The sequence below is a fragment of the Streptomyces ureilyticus genome, from assembly GCF_011045025.1.
GTDB lineage: Bacteria > Actinomycetota > Actinomycetes > Streptomycetales > Streptomycetaceae > Streptomyces > Streptomyces ureilyticus.
In genome coordinates, this window is sequence record NZ_JAAKZX010000003.1 from 1 (window position 1) to 17,613 (window position 17,613).

17 protein-coding genes are annotated in these 17,613 nt (G+C 70.4%); 10 read left to right on the forward strand and 7 right to left on the reverse strand.

Annotated features, from left to right (window positions below):
* The 3 genes from G6048_RS01200 to G6048_RS01210 all read right to left on the reverse strand — a co-directional run.
* A partial coding sequence (locus G6048_RS01200; protein WP_165337519.1) for a Tex family protein occupies positions 1–2,246 on the reverse strand: 2,246 nt, incomplete at its 3' end.
* Positions 2,247–2,385: 139 nt separating this feature from the next.
* Positions 2,386–2,529 (reverse strand): LPFR motif small protein, encoded by a 144-nt coding sequence (locus G6048_RS01205; protein WP_165337520.1) that lies wholly within the window; start codon positions 2,527–2,529, stop codon positions 2,386–2,388.
* Between the two features lie 170 nt (positions 2,530–2,699).
* Entirely contained in the window at positions 2,700–3,566 is an 867-nt protein-coding gene (locus G6048_RS01210) for an SCO6745 family protein (protein ID WP_165337521.1), read from the reverse strand.
* A 150-nt stretch (positions 3,567–3,716) separates the two neighbouring features.
* Between G6048_RS01210 and G6048_RS01215 the strand changes: the two genes are divergently transcribed.
* Both G6048_RS01215 and G6048_RS01220 read left to right on the forward strand, forming a co-directional pair.
* A complete protein-coding gene (locus tag G6048_RS01215) occupies positions 3,717–4,709 on the forward strand; it encodes a GlxA family transcriptional regulator (RefSeq protein ID WP_165337522.1) in 993 nt (330 codons plus the stop codon).
* A gap of 105 nt (positions 4,710–4,814) precedes the next feature.
* Entirely contained in the window at positions 4,815–5,450 is a 636-nt protein-coding gene (locus tag G6048_RS01220; RefSeq protein WP_165337523.1) for a DJ-1/PfpI family protein, read from the forward strand.
* Here G6048_RS01220 and G6048_RS01225 read toward each other — a convergent pair.
* Positions 5,437–6,201 (reverse strand): enoyl-CoA hydratase/isomerase family protein, encoded by a 765-nt coding sequence (locus G6048_RS01225; protein ID WP_165337524.1) that lies wholly within the window; start codon positions 6,199–6,201, stop codon positions 5,437–5,439. The two genes, G6048_RS01220 and G6048_RS01225, sit on opposite strands and share 14 nt — an antisense overlap.
* Before the next feature lie 212 nt (positions 6,202–6,413).
* Here G6048_RS01225 and G6048_RS01230 point away from each other — a divergent pair, with 212 nt between their 5' ends.
* Entirely contained in the window at positions 6,414–6,917 is a 504-nt protein-coding gene (locus G6048_RS01230; RefSeq protein WP_165337611.1) for an ATP-binding protein, read from the forward strand.
* 6 nt (positions 6,918–6,923) lie between these two features.
* Here the strand turns inward: G6048_RS01230 and idi are convergent, their stop codons facing one another.
* From idi to galE, 3 genes are all read right to left on the reverse strand, one after another.
* On the reverse strand, positions 6,924–7,517 hold the full coding sequence (idi, locus tag G6048_RS01235; RefSeq protein ID WP_165337525.1) for an isopentenyl-diphosphate Delta-isomerase: 594 nt from the start codon (positions 7,515–7,517) through the stop codon (positions 6,924–6,926).
* Positions 7,518–7,645: 128 nt separating this feature from the next.
* A complete protein-coding gene (locus G6048_RS01240) occupies positions 7,646–8,896 on the reverse strand; it encodes a bifunctional class I SAM-dependent methyltransferase/N-acetyltransferase (protein ID WP_165337526.1) in 1,251 nt (416 codons plus the stop codon).
* Positions 8,897–9,127: 231 nt separating this feature from the next.
* On the reverse strand, positions 9,128–10,099 hold the full coding sequence (gene galE / locus G6048_RS01245) for a UDP-glucose 4-epimerase GalE (RefSeq protein ID WP_165337527.1): 972 nt from the start codon (positions 10,097–10,099) through the stop codon (positions 9,128–9,130).
* Between the two features lie 291 nt (positions 10,100–10,390).
* Between galE and G6048_RS01250 the strand changes: the two genes are divergently transcribed.
* The 7 genes from G6048_RS01250 to G6048_RS01280 all read left to right on the forward strand — a co-directional run bounded on the left by G6048_RS01250 (position 10,391) and on the right by G6048_RS01280 (position 17,460).
* Positions 10,391–12,202: a DUF5941 domain-containing protein gene (locus G6048_RS01250; RefSeq protein WP_165337612.1), complete on the forward strand. Its 1,812-nt coding sequence runs from the start codon at positions 10,391–10,393 to the stop codon at positions 12,200–12,202.
* A complete protein-coding gene (locus tag G6048_RS01255) occupies positions 12,199–12,951 on the forward strand; it encodes a phosphocholine cytidylyltransferase family protein (RefSeq protein ID WP_165337528.1) in 753 nt (250 codons plus the stop codon). The genes G6048_RS01250 and G6048_RS01255 overlap by 4 nt, the downstream gene beginning before the upstream one ends.
* Positions 12,939–14,012, forward strand: a complete 1,074-nt coding sequence (locus tag G6048_RS01260) for an iron-containing alcohol dehydrogenase family protein (RefSeq protein WP_165337529.1) — start codon at positions 12,939–12,941, stop codon at positions 14,010–14,012. Before G6048_RS01255 ends, G6048_RS01260 begins: the two co-directional genes overlap by 13 nt.
* Positions 13,990–14,769: a CDP-alcohol phosphatidyltransferase family protein gene (locus G6048_RS01265; protein ID WP_206341025.1), complete on the forward strand. Its 780-nt coding sequence runs from the start codon at positions 13,990–13,992 to the stop codon at positions 14,767–14,769. Before G6048_RS01260 ends, G6048_RS01265 begins: the two co-directional genes overlap by 23 nt.
* Positions 14,766–15,650, forward strand: a complete 885-nt coding sequence (locus G6048_RS01270; RefSeq protein ID WP_165337531.1) for a glycosyltransferase family 2 protein — start codon at positions 14,766–14,768, stop codon at positions 15,648–15,650. Before G6048_RS01265 ends, G6048_RS01270 begins: the two co-directional genes overlap by 4 nt.
* 96 nt (positions 15,651–15,746) lie before the next feature.
* A complete protein-coding gene (locus G6048_RS01275) occupies positions 15,747–16,685 on the forward strand; it encodes an ABC transporter permease (protein WP_165337532.1) in 939 nt (312 codons plus the stop codon).
* On the forward strand, positions 16,678–17,460 hold the full coding sequence (locus tag G6048_RS01280; protein ID WP_165337533.1) for an ABC transporter ATP-binding protein: 783 nt from the start codon (positions 16,678–16,680) through the stop codon (positions 17,458–17,460). The genes G6048_RS01275 and G6048_RS01280 overlap by 8 nt, the downstream gene beginning before the upstream one ends.
* Positions 17,461–17,613 lie beyond the last annotated feature (153 nt).

Below are 17,613 nucleotides of genomic sequence, written 5' to 3' on the forward strand. Positions count from 1 at the left end.
AGCGCGCCCAGCAGATCCCCGCCGAGCCCGCGCGCCTCCTTGGGCGCGGCCTCGTCATCCAACCGCAGCGTCAAAGAAATCCGCTTCCGCGGAATGTCGACCTCAAGGACCTTCACCTTGACGATGTCGCCGGGCTTGACCACGTCCCGCGGGTCCTTGACGAAGGTCTTCGACATCGCGGAGACGTGCACCAGGCCGTCCTGGTGGACACCGACGTCCACGAACGCCCCGAACGCCGCCACGTTCGTCACGACGCCCTCCAGCACCATCCCGGAGGCCAGGTCGGAGATCTTCTCCACACCCTCCTTGAACGTCGCCGTCTTGAAGGCCGGCCGCGGGTCACGCCCCGGCTTCTCCAGCTCCTTCAGGATGTCCGTCACCGTCGGCAGACCGAACGTCTCGTCCACGAAGTCGCCCGGCTTCAGCGAGCGCAGCACACCCGTGTTACCGACCAGCGAGGCCACCTCACTGCCCGCCGTCTTCACCATCCGCCGCACCACGGGATACGCCTCCGGGTGCACGCTGGACGCGTCCAGCGGATCGTCACCCCCGCGAATCCGGAGGAACCCCGCGCACTGCTCGTACGCCTTCGGACCCAGCCGCGCCACGCTCTTCAGCTCGGACCGCGACTTGAACGGGCCGTTGGCATCCCGGTGCGCCACGATGTTCTCCGCGAGCCCGGACGAGATGCCGGACACCCGCGCGAGCAGCGGCGTGGACGCCGTGTTCACGTCCACCCCGACGCCGTTCACACAGTCCTCGACCACCGCGTCCAGCGACCGGGACAGCTTCACCTCGGACAGATCGTGCTGGTACTGCCCGACACCGATCGACTTCGGGTCGATCTTCACCAGCTCGGCCAGCGGGTCCTGGAGGCGCCGCGCGATGGACACGGCGCCGCGCAGCGACACGTCCATGCCGGGCAGCTCCTGCGAGGCGAAGGCCGAGGCCGAATAGACGGAGGCGCCGGCCTCCGACACCATCACCTTCGTGAGCTTCAACTCCGGGTGTTTGGTGATGAGTTCACCGGCGAGCTTGTCCGTCTCTCGGGACGCCGTGCCGTTCCCGATCGCGATCAGCTCGACCGCGTGCTCCTTGGCGAGCCGCGCGAGCTTGGCGATGGCTTCGTCCCACCTGTTCGCCGGGACGTGCGGGTAGATGACGTCCGTGGCGACGACCTTGCCGGTCGCGTCGACGACGGCCACCTTCACGCCCGTACGGAATCCGGGGTCGAGCCCCAGCGTCGAGCGCGTGCCAGCGGGGGCGGCGAGCAGCAGGTCGCGCAGGTTCGCCGCGAAGACGTTGACCGCCTCGTCCTCGGCGGCCGTACGCAACCGGAGGCGCAGGTCGATGCCCAGGTGCACGAGGATGCGGGTGCGCCAGGCCCAACGGACCGTGTCCGTCAGCCACTTGTCGCCGGGCCGGCCCCGGTCGGCGATCCCGAAGCGGTGCGCGACGATCCCCTCGTACGACGAAGGCCCGTCCGTGGGCTCCTCGGGCTCCAGGACGAGGTCGAGGACCTCCTCCTTCTCGCCGCGCAGCATGGCCAGGATGCGGTGCGAGGGCAGCTCCGTGAAGGGCTCGGCGAAGTCGAAGTAGTCGGCGAACTTGGCGCCCGCCTCCTCCTTGCCCTCCCGCACCTTGGCGGCCAGCCGCCCGCGCACCCACATGCGCTCACGCAGTTCGCCGATCAGGTCGGCGTCCTCCGAGAAGCGCTCGGTGAGGATCGCGCGGGCACCGTCGAGGGCCGCCTGCGGGTCGGCCACGCCCTTGTCGGCGTCGACGAACGCCGCCGCCGCGGCCAGGGGTTCTACGGACGCGTCGCCGAGCAGGCCCTCGGCCAGCGGCTCAAGACCCGCCTCGCGCGCGATCTGCGCCTTCGTCCGCCGCTTCGGCTTGAACGGCAGATAGATGTCCTCCAGGCGCGCCTTCGTCTCCGCGCCGAGGATCCGCGCCTCCAACTCATCGGTGAGCTTGCCCTGCTCGCGCACCGATTCGAGGATCGCCGTCCGCCGCTCCTCCAGCTCCCGCAGATAGCGCAGCCGCTCCTCGAGCGTGCGCAACTGCGCATCGTCGAGCATCTCGGTCGCTTCCTTGCGGTAGCGGGCGATGAAGGGCACCGTCGAACCGCCGTCGAGCAGCTCCACGGCAGCCTTGACCTGCCGCTCCCGTACGCCGAGCTCCTCGGCGATCCTGCCTTCGATGGACCCTACGTTGGTGGACCCGCTGGATCCGGGTGTCGTCACGATCCCGTACCGCCTTCTCACTGAGGTTGCGCGGCAATTGTGGCAGGTGGCACCGACAACGGGGGATCAGGGCGGCGCGGCGGTTTACCAGGAGAGCCGGACACGCCCTGGGCGGTCCGGCTCAGCGGGCGGTCCGAGGTCACACCCTGCGGGCCCGCCCGGTACGTCGCGTGGAGTGCGAGGCGCCGCCGAGCAGCCGGGCCACGGCCCGGAACGGCAGCGTCACCACTGTGGCGAGCGCCGCGCCAATCTGTCGCAACACGTCAGCGATCGCACGGAGCACGTGCTTCTCCTTTCGTCTCCCGGCCCGTTGGGTCGCGGCCGGGGACGTCCGGGTACCTCGGAGAACCGTTCTGATACGTGGGCCTCCGGAGGTCGGGCGGTTGGGTTCGTGTCGCGTGCGGGGTGATTGCCGCTCGTCGCGCCATTCCCCCGTACGCACGCTGCAAGCCCTCAGCCCTTGCCGATCATGTCCTCCGGAAACGCCCCCGCCGCCAGCGCGGTCATCAGGAACCCGGTCGCCAGCTCCCTCAGGCGCTCCACCCCCTCCGCGCCCAAGTGCTCGTACGGGCCCCGGTCCAGGCGGTCCGTCTGCGACTCGATCTCCCGGCGCAGGTCGACGCCGTCCGCCGTCAACTCGCCCTCGGCGTCGAGCAGTCCGCGCTCCCGGAGCCGCCCGGTCGCGGCGTCCCAGTCCTCGCGCCGCCAGCCACGGGTGGCGAGGGCCCACCTCGGCGACATGCCCTTGCCGGTCGCGGTGTGGCTCACCAGCGCCTCCACGGGGTCGAGTTCCGCGCCGAGCAGCACCGTGAGGTGCCCGTCCCCGCGGTGCTCGCGCAGCAGCGTGGCCGCGTGAAAGAGCACGAGATGGGGCTCGTCGGGCACGGGCAGGTCCGCGTGAGCCGCGTACAGCGGGCGTGCGGTCCGTACGCAGGCCTCGGTCGCCCGCAGCGCGAGCTGAGCCGCCTCCGCCATCTCCGGAGACTCGATCACCTCGTCACCGAGCAGCCGCCGCAGCGTGGAGTCGGCGGCACGCGCGCGTGCCGCAAGCACGGCCTCCGGAGACGCGGTCCGCCACACCTCGGGTACGTGCTTCGCCACCAGTTGGTGGCGGAAGTTGTAGAACGTCGCGGTCACCACGCCCGGACCCACCGCCCCCATGGCCGCGGCCCGCGTCGCGAAGTACGCGGCATTGCGGTCGGCGACCCCGAGATCGGCCAGTTCCCGCCCCAGGTCCGGCGAGAAGTAGAGCGCGGAGTGAAGCGGATTGAGGACGTTGTGGCAGCGCCGCCCGGCGCGTTCCTGGAGTGCACTGGTCATGAGGCGCAGGCTAACCGACTGCTCAGTATGAACGGAATGCCGTGCCCTCGATCCATCTCGGCAGGTTCCTTCGGCAGGGGCGTCGGCGTGGCAGGAAAGGTGGGGTGCTCGTCATTGCGGCCGTCACAGCGCGCGCCAAGAATCGAGCACATGGCACCCCGAACCGTTCTCGTCGTCCTCTTCGAGGGCATCCAGAGTCTCGATGTCACGGGCCCCGTGGAGGTCTTCGCGGGAGCCGAGACCGGCCACCCCGGCACGTACCGCATCCGCACGGCCACCCTGGACGGCGCCCCTGCGCGCGCCACCAGCGGCCTCACCCTGGTCCCGGACCACGCCCTCGCCGACGCCCCCGCCCCGCACACCCTCCTCGTCCCCGGCGGCAACGGCACCCGGAAGCCGGACCCGGACCTCGTCGACTGGCTGCGTGAGCACGGCCCGCGCGCGGAGCGCCTGGTGTCCGTCTGCACCGGCGCGCTCCTGCTCGCCGCGGCGGGCCTCCTGGACGGCCGCCGGGCGACGACCCACTGGGCGTCCTGCGACATGCTCGGCCGCGACCACCCGGCGATCGACGTCGACCCGGACCCCATCTTCGTGCGCGACGGGAACGTGGCCACCTCGGCGGGAGTCACCTCGGGAATCGACCTCGCCCTCGCGCTCGTCGAGGAGGACCTCGGCCGCAAGACCGCCCTCGCCATCGCCCGCCATCTGGTCGTGTTCCTCCGACGCCCGGGAAACCAGGCGCAGTTCAGCGCCCAGCTCGCCGCGCAGACCGCCCAGCGCCAACCGCTCCGCGATGTCCAGCTGGGGGCACCTCCCACGCCCTTAAGGCAGTGGGGGAGGATCAGCGAACACCCCGGCGAGCCCCTGACCGTCGAGCCGCTCGCCGCCCGCGCCAACCTCTCCCCGCGCCACTTCGCCCGCGCCTTCCAGACCGAGACGGGCATGACCCCCGGTCGGTACGTCGAACGCGTCCGCCTCGAACACGCCCGGCGTCTCCTGGAGGACACCGCCGACGGCATCGAGGAGATCTCCCGCGCCTGCGGCTACGGCACCCCGGAGGCGATGCGCCGCGCCTTCGTACGGACCCTCGGCGCGGCCCCGGCGGAGTACCGCCGCCGCTTCCGCCCCGTGCCCGTCGACTGAGGCCGCCGACTCAACTCACCGGCCGGGCCCACCGCCTGAGCTCCCCGGCCCATCCGCCGAACCCGACCGAGCCGAAACCGAACTCACCGAACCGGAAGGACTCCGATGCAGATCGCGATCGTTCTCTTCGACCGCTTCACCGCCCTGGACGCCGTCGGCCCGTACGAGACCCTCGGCCGCCTCCCCGACGCGGAGACCGTCTTCGTGGCCGAGCAGACGGGCCCTCTCCGCACCGACACCGGCTTCCTCGCGATCACCGCCGACAAGACCCTCGCCGAGGTCCCGAGCCCCGACATCGTCGTGGTCCCCGGAGGGCCCGGCCAGTTCGCGCAGATGGAGAACGAGACGCTCCTCGACTGGCTGCGCACCACCGACACCACCAGCACCTGGACCACCTCCGTGTGCACCGGCTCCCTGCTGCTGGCCGCGGCCGGCCTGCTGGACGGCCGCCGCGCCACCTCCCACTGGCTGGCCCTCGACTTCCTCAAGCAGTACGGCGCCGAGCCGACGGGGGAGCGGGTCGTGACCGACGGCAAGTACGTCACCGCGGCCGGAGTCTCGTCCGGCATCGACATGGGGCTCACCCTGGTCGGCAGGATCGCCGGCGACGAACACGCCCAGGCCGTACAGCTGATGATCGAGTACGACCCGCAGCCGCCCTACGACGCGGGGGCCCCGCAGAAGGCGCCCGCGCATCTCGTCGAGGAGTTCCGCACCAACAGCCGCTTCACTCTTGTGTAGTTGACCCCGAGGCGGTCCACGTGAAGCGTGGCTGACGGCGCTCCAGAAAGGCGGCGACGCCCTCCGCGGTGTCGCCGCTGCCGCGCGCCTGCCCGGCCCAGTACGCGTCCCGGTCCGTGCGGCCGTCGGCGAACTCCTTCGCCGCCGCCTGCGTCAGCTGCGAGCGGGTGGCCAGTACGCGTGTGAACTCCGCGACCCGCTTGTCGAGTTCGCCCTCCGGCAGCACCTCGTCGACCAGGCCGGTCCGCAGCGCGTGTTCCGCGTCGATCAACTCGCCCGAGAACAGCAGGTACTTGGCGGTGGCGGGCCCCACCAGCGACACCAGCCGCCGCGTGGAGGAAGCCGGGTACACGATCCCCAGCTTCGCCGGAGTGATACCGAACAGCGCGCCCTCGTCCACGAACCGCAGATCGCACGCCGCCGCCAACTGGCAGCCGCCGCCCACACAGTGACCGCGTACCGCGGCGAGCGTCGGCTTGGGAAAGGCGGCGAGCGCGTCCTCGGCGCGTACCGCGAGACCCTGCGCCTCGTCGGCGGAACCCCGCAGCGTCGAGATGTCGGCCCCGGCGCAGAAGGTCCCGCCTTCGCCGGTGAGCACCAGCGCCCGTACGGTGGGGTCGGCGGTCAGCGTGTCGAGCAGCGGCGGCAACGCGGCCCACATGCCGGCCGTCATGGCATTGCGCTTCGCCGGATGGTGGATCACGACGGTGGCGACCCCGTCGGTGACGCTGTGCAACAACTGCGGCTCCATACGCCGGATGCTATCCGTACCCGTACAAACCGAAGAGTTCCGAATTCGGCACAAGAAGGGCAGGGAGCGGTCTCGCGGACTGTCGGTGTCATATGCAGACGGTCAGAAAGCGTCGATACTCGCTGACTTCCGTTCAGTACTTGGGTTCGCACCACTGCGTTACCAACACTCGACGTGTGGTGACGATCGAGCGCAAGGGTGGCGACCGGACGATGGACGATCATGGGCGGGGGCGCGACCCTCGCCCTGAAGGCGGCGGGGACACGGACGGCGACAGCAGACCGCCGGACCCGCTGCCGTACGAGGGGGTCTGGCGGTTCACCGCGCCCTCCGTCGAGGCCTCGGTGCCGCAGGCACGGCATGCCGTCCGCGATCTGCTGGCCCGCCAGGGCGTGCCCGCCTCGGACGACCTCGTCCAGGGGCTGCTGCTGATCGTCTCCGAGTTGGTGACCAACGTGGTGCGGCATGCGGCGCTGCTCTCGCCGATGCTCGCCGTGGAGGTCGCCGTCGGCGCCGAGTGGGTACGGGTCGCCGTCGAGGACAACCACCCCTACCGCCCGACCGCCCTGGAGGCCGACCACGCCCAGACCGGCGGCCGCGGCCTGCTCCTGGTGACCGAGATCACCAGGGAAGCGGGCGGAGCGTGCGACGTCGAACACACCGCGACCGGCGGCAAGGTGATCTGGGCGGCCCTGCCCCTCAAACCCGCGCCGTAGAGCTGGTCACCACCCGGCGCTCGGGCCCGTCATTTCCCTGATCGCGGGGCGGGCCGCGTCCAGGACCGTCATGAACCACGTGGAGAACGGATCCCTGACATGCCGTTCCGTCAGCTCGGTGGGCGTTACGAAGACCGTCGTGCCGACCTCCTCCGGATCCGGCCGCAGCGGCGACTGGATCATGCCGACGAAGAGGTGGTTGAACTCCTGTTCCACCAGGCCGGAGTGCGGGTCCGGGTGGTTGTAGCGCACCGTGCCCGCCTCGGCGAGCAGGGACGGCGAGACCCCGAGCTCCTCGTACGTGCGTCGTGCGGCCGCCGCGAAGGGCGCCTCACCGGGGTAGGGGTGGCCGCAGCAGGTGTTGGACCAGACGCCGGGGGAGTGGTACTTGCCGAGCGCGCGCTGCTGCAGCAGCAGCCGGCCGCGCTCGTCGAACAGGAACACCGAGAACGCCCGGTGCAGCTGCCCGGGCGGTTGATGCGCGGCGAGCTTCTCCGCGGTGCCGATCGTCGTGCCGTCCTCGTCGACCAGTTCCAGCAGGATCGCTTCGGCGGAGCCGTTCGACGAGGTGTGCGTCGCGGTGCCACGTGTGATCGGCATACCCATCCTTCGCATCGGATTTCGGGACCCAAGTCTGCCGTACGAATCCGGCACTCCCGACACCACGCGGTGTCCCGCTTGTCCGGTTCCGCCCACGCGGCCGAATCGGACAAGCGGGCCACCACCGATCAGACGCCGAAAGCGGCCGGATACCTGATCGTGCCCGTCGGCACCGGCACAGAATCGTCCAGAACCAAGGCCATCATCGCCTCGTCAGGGGCCTCGAAACCGGGCCGGATGCCGTACCCCGAAGCGGACGTGAAGCCGAAGCGCGGGTAGTACTCCGGGTGCCCGAGCACGAGCACCAGCCCCTCCCCACGCGCTCGTGCCGCCTCCAGTACGGCGCGTACGACGGCTACTCCGGCGCCCTGACGCTGATACGCCGGCCGCACCGCCACGGGAGCCAGCGCGAGCGCCGGCGCGCCGTCCACATGGCAGCGGGTGAGCAGCGCGTACGCCACCACCGTGCCGTCCGGGGCCTCGGCCACGTACGACAGACCCGGCAGCCAGGCCGCTGGGTCGGCGCGCAGCGCGTCCACCAGGTCGGCCTCTGCCTCGGTCGGGAAGGCCGCGGCGTTGACCGCGTGCACTTCGGCGTGGTCCGCGGCGGTCTCCGGGCGGGTGAGCCAGCCGGAGGTGACCTTCGGCCGCAGTACGTACCCCACGTAGCCGTACTCGCCACCGTGCTCCCGGCGCTGCGCGATCTCCGCGCGGGCGCCCGCGACGGCCTCGGGCATGCCGGGCCGGGCGAGATCGGCCACATCGGCCTTGGCGGCTAGCGGACCGTAGTACTCGTCCCAGTCCGACTCCGGCTGCTGGTACACGCCGAGGACGGTGTACCCGGCGGCTTCGGCGGCCCGGCGGTTCTCCCCCGTCGTACGCAGCTCGAAGTGGTCCGCCCAGAAGGCGCGGGCCTCCGGCGAAGGTGTGTCGGTGGTCCACCCGCACTCGGTGAGTACGAGCGTGCCGCCGGGGGCGAGCAGGCGCCGCCAGGAGCGCAGCGCGGTGTCGAAGCCGATGATGTAGGCGGAGCCCTCGGCCCAGAGGAGGTCGAACGAACCCTCTGGGAAAGGGAGTTCGCCCATGTCCCCCTGGACGGTGCGGATCGCGTCGGCGAGCCCGCGCTCCTCGGCGGCGGCCCGCAGTTCGGCGAGGAACGGCTCGTGCAGATCGACGGCGGTCACCTCGGCGCCCGCCTCCGCGGCGAGCAGCAGTGCGGAGCGGCCGGGGCCACAGCCCAGGTCGAGGACGCGCGGACGGGCGGGCAGCGGGCCCGCGAGCGAGAGGAGGCGACGGGTGGTGGCGTCGGATCCGGGGGCCTGCCGCGGAAGTCCGTGGCGCAGGGTGAAGAAGGCGTTGTGTTCAGCGTTGTCGGTCAACGTGGAAACCCTTGGGTGAGGGGCCCGGCCGACGATTGCGTAAGGACAGCGAGAGTCGACGAATGTCAGCCGCGGGCCCGGGAGTTGGGGATGCCTGAGTCGCTGCGCGCGGCAGCGCGGAACACGACGGTCATCAACCCACCTCCCAGATCGCAGGTCACGTTAGCACCGAGGGTGTTGGCGTCGCCTCCCAATAAGCCGACCCTCAATGCCTGCGCGTACGTTGCGCGCTCAGCCGGAGTGGTGGAGCCGCCACCCCCGCCAGGCCGACTCGACCATCTCGCGCACCCCGTGCCGCGCGGTCCAGCCCAGTTCCTCGGCGGCCAGCGCGGCCGAGGCCACCGCGCGCGGGGCGTCGCCCGGGCGGCGGGGCTCGACGATCGCGGGGCGGGTGTCGCCGGTGACCTCGCTGATGAGTGTCACGAGCTCGCGTACCGAAACACCCTCACCGCGGCCGATGTTCACCGTCAGGTCGCCCGCCGGGCCGGCCGCGGTCAGCCGCCGGGCTGCCGCCAGGTGGGCTTCGGCGAGATCGGCGACGTGGATGTAGTCGCGTACGCACGTGCCGTCCGGCGTCGGATAGTCGTCGCCGAAGATCCGCGGGGCCTCGCCGCGGATGAGCCGGTCGAAGACCATCGGTACGACGTTGAAGACACCGGTGTCGGCCAGTTCGGGTGCCGCGGCGCCCGCCACGTTGAAGTAGCGCAGGCACACCGTGGCGATACCGTGCGCCCGGCCCGCCGCGCGTACCAGCCACTCACCGGTGAGCTTCGTCTCGCCGTACGGGCTCATCGGGGCACAGGGGGTGTCCTCCGTGATGAGGTCCACATCCGGGTTGCCGTAGACGGCCGCGGACGAGGAGAAGACGAAGCGCTGGATGCCTGCCTCGGCGACCGCTTCGAGGAGGGTGGCGAGGCCGCCCACGTTCTCCTGGTAGTAGCGCGTGGGCTGGGCCACGGACTCGCCGACCTGCTTGCGCGCGGCGAGATGCACCACTCCCGTCACCGTGTGTTCAGCGAACGTCCGCTTCAGTAGCTCTCCGTCGAGCGATGAGCCCCGAATGAGAGGGATGTCCGGCGACAGCCGATGGGGAGCCCCGGCCGAGAGATCGTCGAGCGCGATGACCCGCTCTCCCGCATCGGCCATGATCCGCGCCACATGTGCACCGATATAGCCTGCTCCGCCTGTGATCAGCCATGTCATGGTCCTTCACCCTATGCCGGACCGATCGACTCCGGAGCGGGCCGCGATTCTTGCCCTGAAAAGCCCCGTTCTGGGATCGCGATTTGGGGCGCGGGGCCCCGATCCTTGATGATGATCGCAGCGGACGCGGCATACAGATCACGCTGATCGGGCCGTGAACAGGCGGTGAACGGCGGATTCCCATCATCCGATAGCCTCTGCCGACACGCCGCCCGGGGCCCCGCTCTGGGTGCCCCCATCGCGTACATGCCCGGCGCCGCGGACGCGTCGGAACCCAGGGAGTGAGTTCGTCTGTCGACCGCCATCCTCACCGGTCAGCCGGTCCCCGGATCGTCGCTCGAGGGCGATCTGCGGTCGCTCGGCTTCGACGTGCGGGTCGCCTCTGACGCGGCCGACGCCGAGACGCTCCTGGCCGCCGTACCCGCGGATGAACGGGTCGCCGTCGTCGACGCCCGCTTCGTGGGCCACGTCCACGCGCTGCGCCTCGGGCTCACTGACCCCCGCTTCGCCGCCGCCGCGATCCCCGGCGCCGTGACCGTCCGCCCCGCCGCCCGTCCCGCGCTGGACCGCGCGTTGCGCACGGCCGCCGGTGACGCCTCTAATGGCTCCGTGGTCGTCGGCATCGTCGCCGACCGCGTCGCCGAGCTGCTCGACACCGAACTGCACCGCCCCGAACTCGGCGAACTCGTCGCCGAAGTCCCCCGCGACCCGCAGGCCCGCAACGAAGCCCGGCAGGCTGTGGCCGCCGTCGACGACGAGGCGATCAGGCTGCGTACGGCCGTGAAGTCCCGCGACGGCTTCTTCACCACGTACTTCATCAGCCCGTACTCCCGCTATCTCGCCCGCTGGTGCGCCCGCCGAGGACTGACCCCGAATCAGGTCACCACTGCCTCGCTGTTCACCGCGCTCATCGCGGCGGGCTGTGCGGCGACCGGCACCCGGACGGGCTTCGTCGCCGCCGGTCTACTGCTCCTCTTCTCCTTCGTCCTGGACTGCACGGACGGACAGCTCGCCCGCTACTCGCTGCAGTACTCCACGCTCGGCGCCTGGCTCGACGCGACCTTCGACCGCGCCAAGGAGTACGCCTACTACGCGGGCCTCGCGCTCGGCGCGGCCCGCGGCGGTGATGACGTATGGGCCCTCGCCCTCGGCGCGATGGTTCTGCAGACCTGTCGACATGTCGTCGACTTCTCCTTCAACGAGGCGAATCACGACGCCACCGCCAACACCAGCCCCACAGCGACCCTTTCGGGTCGGCTCGACAGCGTCGGCTGGACGGTCTGGGTGCGCAGGATGATCGTCCTGCCGATCGGCGAACGCTGGGCGATGATCGCCGTCCTCACGGCGGTCACCACTCCGCGTATCACCTTCTACGCGCTGCTCATCGGCTCTGCCTTCGCGGCGACGTACACGACGGCGGGCCGAGTTCTGCGCTCGCTGACGCGCAAGGCGCAGCGCACGGACCGGGCGGCGCAGGCGCTGGCGGACCTCGCGGACTCGGGGCCGCTCGCCGAAGCGGTGGTGCGTGTGTGGCGCCGTATCGGCGTCAAGGCGGACAAGTCCGGCGCCCGGCTGTCGGGTGCCGCGGGCGCCGTCGTCCTCCTGGTGTTCTGGACCTGGGCGGAGCCCTACGGGAGTTGGCTGCCCGTCATCTTCGCGCTGATCTACGTCCTCAACGCCGGCGCCGCCGTCGCGCACCCCCTCAAGGGCGCCCTCGATTGGCTGATTCCGCCGGTCTTCCGCGCCGCCGAATACTGCACCGTTCTGATACTGGCGGCCAAAGCCGACGTAAACGGAGCCCTTCCAGCGGCTTTCGGCCTGGTGGGCGCCGTCGCCTACCATCACTACGACACGGTGTACCGCATCCGCGGCAACGCCGGCGCGCCGCCGAACTGGCTGGTGCGGGCGATCGGCGGGCACGAAGGCAGGACGCTGCTGGTCACCGTTCTGGCCGCGCTGCTCGCCGCCACTGATTTCAAGGTCGCGCTCACGGCGCTCGCCGTGGCCGTGGCCCTCGTGGTGCTCGTGGAGAGCATCCGTTTCTGGGTGACCGCCCACAAGCGCGGCGCACCCGCCGTACACGATGAAGGAGAACCCGCATGATCGGCCTCGTGCTGGCGGCCGGCGCCGGACGGCGTCTGCGCCCTTATACCGACACCCTGCCCAAGGCACTGGTGCCGGTGGGACCCGAGGGCAGCGAGGACAGCATCACCGTGCTCGACCTCACCCTCGGCAACTTCGCCGAGATCGGCCTGACCGAGGTCGCGATCATCGTCGGCTACCGCAAGGAGGCCGTCTACGAGCGCCGCGAGGCCCTCGAGCAGAAGTACGGCCTCAAGATCACCCTCATCGACAACGACAAGGCCGAGGAGTGGAACAACGCCTACTCCCTGTGGTGCGGCCGTGACGCCATCAAGCACTCGGTGATCCTCGCCAACGGCGACACCGTGCACCCGGTCTCCGTCGAAAAGACGCTGCTCGCCGCCCGCGGCGACGGCAAGAAGATCATCCTCGCCCTGGACACGGTGAAGGACCTCGCCGACGAGGAGATGAAGGTCGTCGTCGGCCCCGAGGGCGGCATGACGAAGATCACCAAGCTGATGGACCCGGCCGAGGCCACCGGTGAGTACATCGGCGTCACCCTCATCGAGGGCGAGGCCGCCGACGAGCTGGCCGACGCCCTGAAGGCCGTCTTCGAGACCGACCCGCAGCAGTTCTACGAGCACGGCTACCAGGAGCTCGTGAACCGCGGCTTCCGCATCGACGTGGCGCCCATCGGCGACGTCAGCTGGGTCGAGATCGACAACCACGACGACCTCGCCAAGGGACGTGTGATCGCGTGCCAGTACTGACGAGGCTCATCCCCTCGCCGGTCGTCGTCGACATCCGCCCGGGCGCCCTGGACGACCTGGCGGGCGTTCTCGCCGACCAGCGCATCTCACACTCCGGCAAACTGGCCGTCGCGATCAGCGGCGGCTCGGGGGCCAAGCTGCGCGAGCGGCTCGCCCCTGCCCTGCCCGGCGCGAGCTGGTACGAGGTCGGCGGCGGCACCCTCGACGACGCGATCCGGCTCGCCGACGAAATGAAGTCGGGGCACTACGACGCAGTCGTGGGCCTCGGCGGCGGCAAGATCATCGACTGTGCGAAGTTCGCCGCGGCGCGGATCGGCCTCCCGCTGGTCGCCGTCGCCACGAACCTCTCGCACGACGGTCTGTGCTCGCCGGTCGCGACCCTCGACAACGACGCGGGCCGCGGCTCCTACGGCGTACCGAACCCGATCGCGGTCGTCATCGACCTCGATGTGATCCGTGAGGCGCCGGTCCGTTTCGTACGTTCCGGAATCGGCGACGCCCTGTCCAACATCTCCGCGGTCGCGGACTGGGAGCTCGCCAACCGTGAGAAGGGCGAGGCGATCGACGGTCTGGCCGCCGCCATGGCGCGCCAGGCTGGCGAGGCCGTGCTGCGGCACCCAGGCGGCGTCGGTGACGACGGCTTCCTCCAGGTGCTCGCCGAGGGCCTGGTGCTCACCGGCATCTCCATGTCGGTCGCGGGCGACTCCCGCCCCGCTTCCGGTGCCTGCCACGAGATCAACCACGCCTTCGACCTCCTGCACCCCAAGCGCGCGGCCAGCCATGGCGAGCAGTGCGGCCTGGGCGCGGCCTTCGCGATGCACCTGCGCGGGGCCCATGAGGAGTCGGCGCACATGGCCACGGTGCTGCACCGCCACGGGTTGCCCGTCCTCCCGGAGGACATCGGGTTCACCGTCGACGAGTTCGTCGAGGTCGTGAAGTTCGCTCCGAAGACCCGGCCGGGCCGCTACACGATCCTCGAGCACCTCGACCTGTCCACCGACCAGATCAGGGACGCATACGCCGACTATGCAGCCGACTATGCAAAAGCCATCGGTAGCTGAGCTCCGGCCGGTCGTGCACCCCCCGGGTGTGAAGGACCGGCGGAGCGGCGAGCACTGGGCCGGCCGGCTGTACATGCGCGAGCTGTCGCTGCGTATCGACCGGCACCTGGTGAACACGAAGGTCACGCCCAACCAGCTGACCTACCTGATGACCGTCTTCGGCGTCCTCGCCGCCCCGGCCCTGCTGGTGCCGGGCATCCCGGGCGCCGTGCTCGGCGTGCTGATGGTCCAGCTCTACTTGCTGTTCGACTGCGTCGACGGCGAACTCGCCCGCTGGCGCAAGCAGTACTCGCTCGCCGGCGTCTACGTGGACCGGGTCGGCGCCTATCTGTGCGACGCCGCGGTCCTCGTCGGCTTCGGACTGCGCGCCGCCGACCTGTGGGGCTCCGGGCGGATCGACTGGCTGTGGGCCTTCCTCGGAACCCTCGCCGCCCTCGGCGCGATACTGATCAAGGCCGAGACCGACCTCGTAGGCGTCGCGCGTCACCAGACCGGCAAGCCGCCGGTCCAGGAGTCGGCCTCCGAGTTGCGCGCCTCCGGGATGGCGCTGGCCCGCAAGGCCGCCGCCGCGCTGAAGTTCCACCGGCTCGTACTCGGCGTCGAGGCGTCACTGCTGATCCTGGTCCTGGCGGTCCTGGACACGGTCAGGGACGACCTGTTCTTCTCGCGGCTCGGAGTCGCCGTGCTGGCCGGCATCGCACTCCTGCAGACCCTGCTGCACCTGGTGTCCATCCTGGCGTCGAGCAGGCTGAAGTGACCCCCGCCATGAAGGTCGGCGCGGTGATCATCACCATGGGCAACCGCCCCGACGAACTCCGCGCCCTCCTCGACTCGGTCGCCAAGCAGGACGGCGACCCGGTCGAGGCGGTCGTGGTGGGCAACGGCTCCCCGGTGCCGGACGTCCCCGAGGGCGTACGGACCATCGAGCTGCCCGAGAACCTCGGCATCCCCGGCGGCCGCAACGTCGGCGTCGAAGCCTTCGGCCCCGGCGGCACCGACGTGGACGTCCTCCTCTTCCTGGACGACGACGGCCTGCTCGCCCGCAACGACACCGCCGAACTGTGCCGCCAGGCCTTCGAGGCCGACCCGAAGCTCGGGATCATCAGCTTCCGCATCGCCGACCCCGACACCGGTACCACCCAGCGCCGCCACGTCCCGCGCCTGCGCGCCGCCGACCCGATGCGCAACTCACGGGTCACCACGTTCCTCGGCGGCGCCAACGCGGTCCGTACGAAGGTCTTCGCCGAGGTCGGCGGACTGCCTGAGGAGTTCTTCTACGCCCATGAGGAGACCGACCTCGCCTGGCGCGCCCTCGACGCCGGCTGGCTGATCGACTACCGCGCGGACATGGTGCTCCACCACCCCACGACCGCCCCCTCCCGGCATGCCGTTTACCACCGCATGGTGGCCCGCAACCGCGTCTGGCTCGCCCGCCGCAACCTGCCCGCCCCCCTGGTCCCCGTATACCTCGGTGTCTGGATGCTGCTCACCCTCGCCCGCCGCCCCTCGCGACCTGCGCTGAAGGCCTGGTTCGGCGGCTTCGTGGAGGGCTGGACCACTTCATGCGGCCCACGGCGCCCCATGAAGTGGCGTACGGTATGGCGCCTGACTCGACTGGGCCGCCCACCCGTCATCTGACAAGCTCGGTATCTGAGAGCATCGGCGGTACCCGGTCCCTGGATCCTGCCCAGGCCCGAACCAGGCTGCGCACAAAGAGGACGAAAGTTTCCATCTGTGAGTGAGACAACGCATGACGGGTCAGTCGCGGTGAGCGCCCCCCCGTCGCCCGATGACGGGCTTTCCGCGGCGGACCTCGCCGCCAAGTACGGGCTCGCCGTGAGCGGAGCCCGGCCCGGACTCGTCGAGTACGTCCGCCAGCTCTGGGGACGGCGTCACTTCATCCTCGCCTTCTCACAGGCGAAGCTGACCGCCCAGTACAGTCAGGCCAAGCTCGGGCAGCTGTGGCAGGTGGCGACCCCGCTGCTGAACGCGGCGGTCTACTTCCTCATCTTCGGCTTGATCCTCCAGGCCGACCGGGGCATGGGCATCAAGGTCTACATCCCGTTCCTCGTGACCGGCGTCTTCGTCTTCACCTTCACGCAGAGCTCGGTGATGGCCGGCGTCCGGGCGATCTCCGGCAACCTCGGCCTGGTGCGCGCGCTGCACTTCCCGCGCGCCTCGCTGCCGATCTCGTTCTCGCTGCAGCAGCTCCAGCAGCTGCTGTTCTCGATGCTCGTGCTGTTCTGCGTCACGATCGGCTTCGGCAGCTACCCCTCGCTCAAGTGGCTGGCGATCCTCCCGATCCTGGCCCTGCAGTTCCTGTTCAACATGGGTCTCGCGATGATCATGGCGAGGCTCGGCAGCAAGACGCCGGACCTGGCGCAGCTGATGCCGTTCGTGCTGCGTACGTGGATGTACGCGTCCGGCGTCATGTTTTCGATCCCGCTCATGCTCGAGGACCGCGACCTGCCGGTCTGGATCACGGACGTCCTGCAGTGGAACCCGGCCGCCATCTACATGGACCTGATGCGCTGGGCGCTGATCGACGGCTACGAGTGGGACGTCAATCTGCCGCCGTTCGCCTGGCTGGTCGCCGTCGGCTGGGCCGTACTCGTTGCCGCGAGCGGGTTCGTGTACTTCTGGAAGGCGGAGGAGCGGTACGGCCGTGGCTGAGCAGATCACCGACACCCGGATCCCCACCGTCATCGCGGACGAGCTGCACATCGTCTACCGCGTCAACGGCACCAAGACCGGCAAGGGAAGCGCCACCGCCGCCCTCAGCCGCATACTCAAGCGAGGCGGCGAGGAGCGCGGCGTCCGCAAGGTGCACGCCGTGCGCGGCGTCTCCTTCATCGCCTACCGCGGCGAGGCCATCGGCCTGATCGGCTCCAACGGCTCCGGCAAGTCCACGCTGCTGCGCGCCATCGCCGGACTGCTGCCCGCCGAGGAGGGCAAGGTCTACACCGACGGCCAGCCCTCGCTCCTCGGCGTGAACGCGGCCCTGATGAACGATCTGACCGGCGAGCGGAACGTCATCCTCGGCGGCCTCGCGATGGGCATGTCCCGCGAGCAGATCCGCGAGCGCTACCAGGAGATCGTCGACTTCTCCGGCATCAACGAGAAGGGCGACTTCATCACGCTGCCCATGCGGACGTACTCCTCCGGCATGGCCGCCCGCCTGCGCTTCTCCATCGCCGCCGCCAAGGACCACGACGTCCTGATGATCGACGAGGCACTCGCCACCGGCGACCGCTCCTTCCAGAAGCGCTCCGAAGCCCGCATCCGCGAGCTGCGCAAGAGCGCGGGCACGGTCTTCCTCGTCAGTCACAACAACAAGTCGATCCGTGACACCTGCGACCGCGTCCTGTGGCTGGAGCGCGGCGAGCTGCGGATGGACGGCCCGACCGACGAGGTCCTCAAGGAGTACGAGAAGTTCACCGGCAGGTAGGCCGGGCCACACCCTGACGACCCCGCCGGGACGCCTCCGGCGGGGTCCCGCGTGCCAGGCCCGTGAAAGGCCTGCTCAAGGTTCGAGCAGGGGACGATCAAGCCGGGCAAAGAGGAAGCCAACTCTGGTTCGCCGCAGGAAGCTTGGCGCCAA

Excerpts from the sequence above, each read along its gene's own strand:
- G6048_RS01210 (WP_165337521.1), bottom strand. The coding sequence starts at position 3,566 with ATGACCAGTGCACTCCAGGAACGCGCCGGGCGGCGCTGCCACAACGTC.
- G6048_RS01215 (WP_165337522.1), top strand. The coding sequence starts at position 3,717 with ATGGCACCCCGAACCGTTCTCGTCGTCCTCTTCGAGGGCATCCAGAGT.
- G6048_RS01220 (WP_165337523.1), top strand. The coding sequence starts at position 4,815 with ATGCAGATCGCGATCGTTCTCTTCGACCGCTTCACCGCCCTGGACGCC.
- G6048_RS01225 (WP_165337524.1), bottom strand. The coding sequence starts at position 6,201 with ATGGAGCCGCAGTTGTTGCACAGCGTCACCGACGGGGTCGCCACCGTC.
- G6048_RS01230 (WP_165337611.1), top strand. The coding sequence starts at position 6,414 with ATGGACGATCATGGGCGGGGGCGCGACCCTCGCCCTGAAGGCGGCGGG.
- idi (WP_165337525.1), bottom strand. The coding sequence starts at position 7,517 with ATGCCGATCACACGTGGCACCGCGACGCACACCTCGTCGAACGGCTCC.
- galE (WP_165337527.1), bottom strand. The coding sequence starts at position 10,099 with ATGACATGGCTGATCACAGGCGGAGCAGGCTATATCGGTGCACATGTG.
- G6048_RS01255 (WP_165337528.1), top strand. The coding sequence starts at position 12,199 with ATGATCGGCCTCGTGCTGGCGGCCGGCGCCGGACGGCGTCTGCGCCCT.
- G6048_RS01265 (WP_206341025.1), top strand. The coding sequence starts at position 13,990 with ATGCAAAAGCCATCGGTAGCTGAGCTCCGGCCGGTCGTGCACCCCCCG.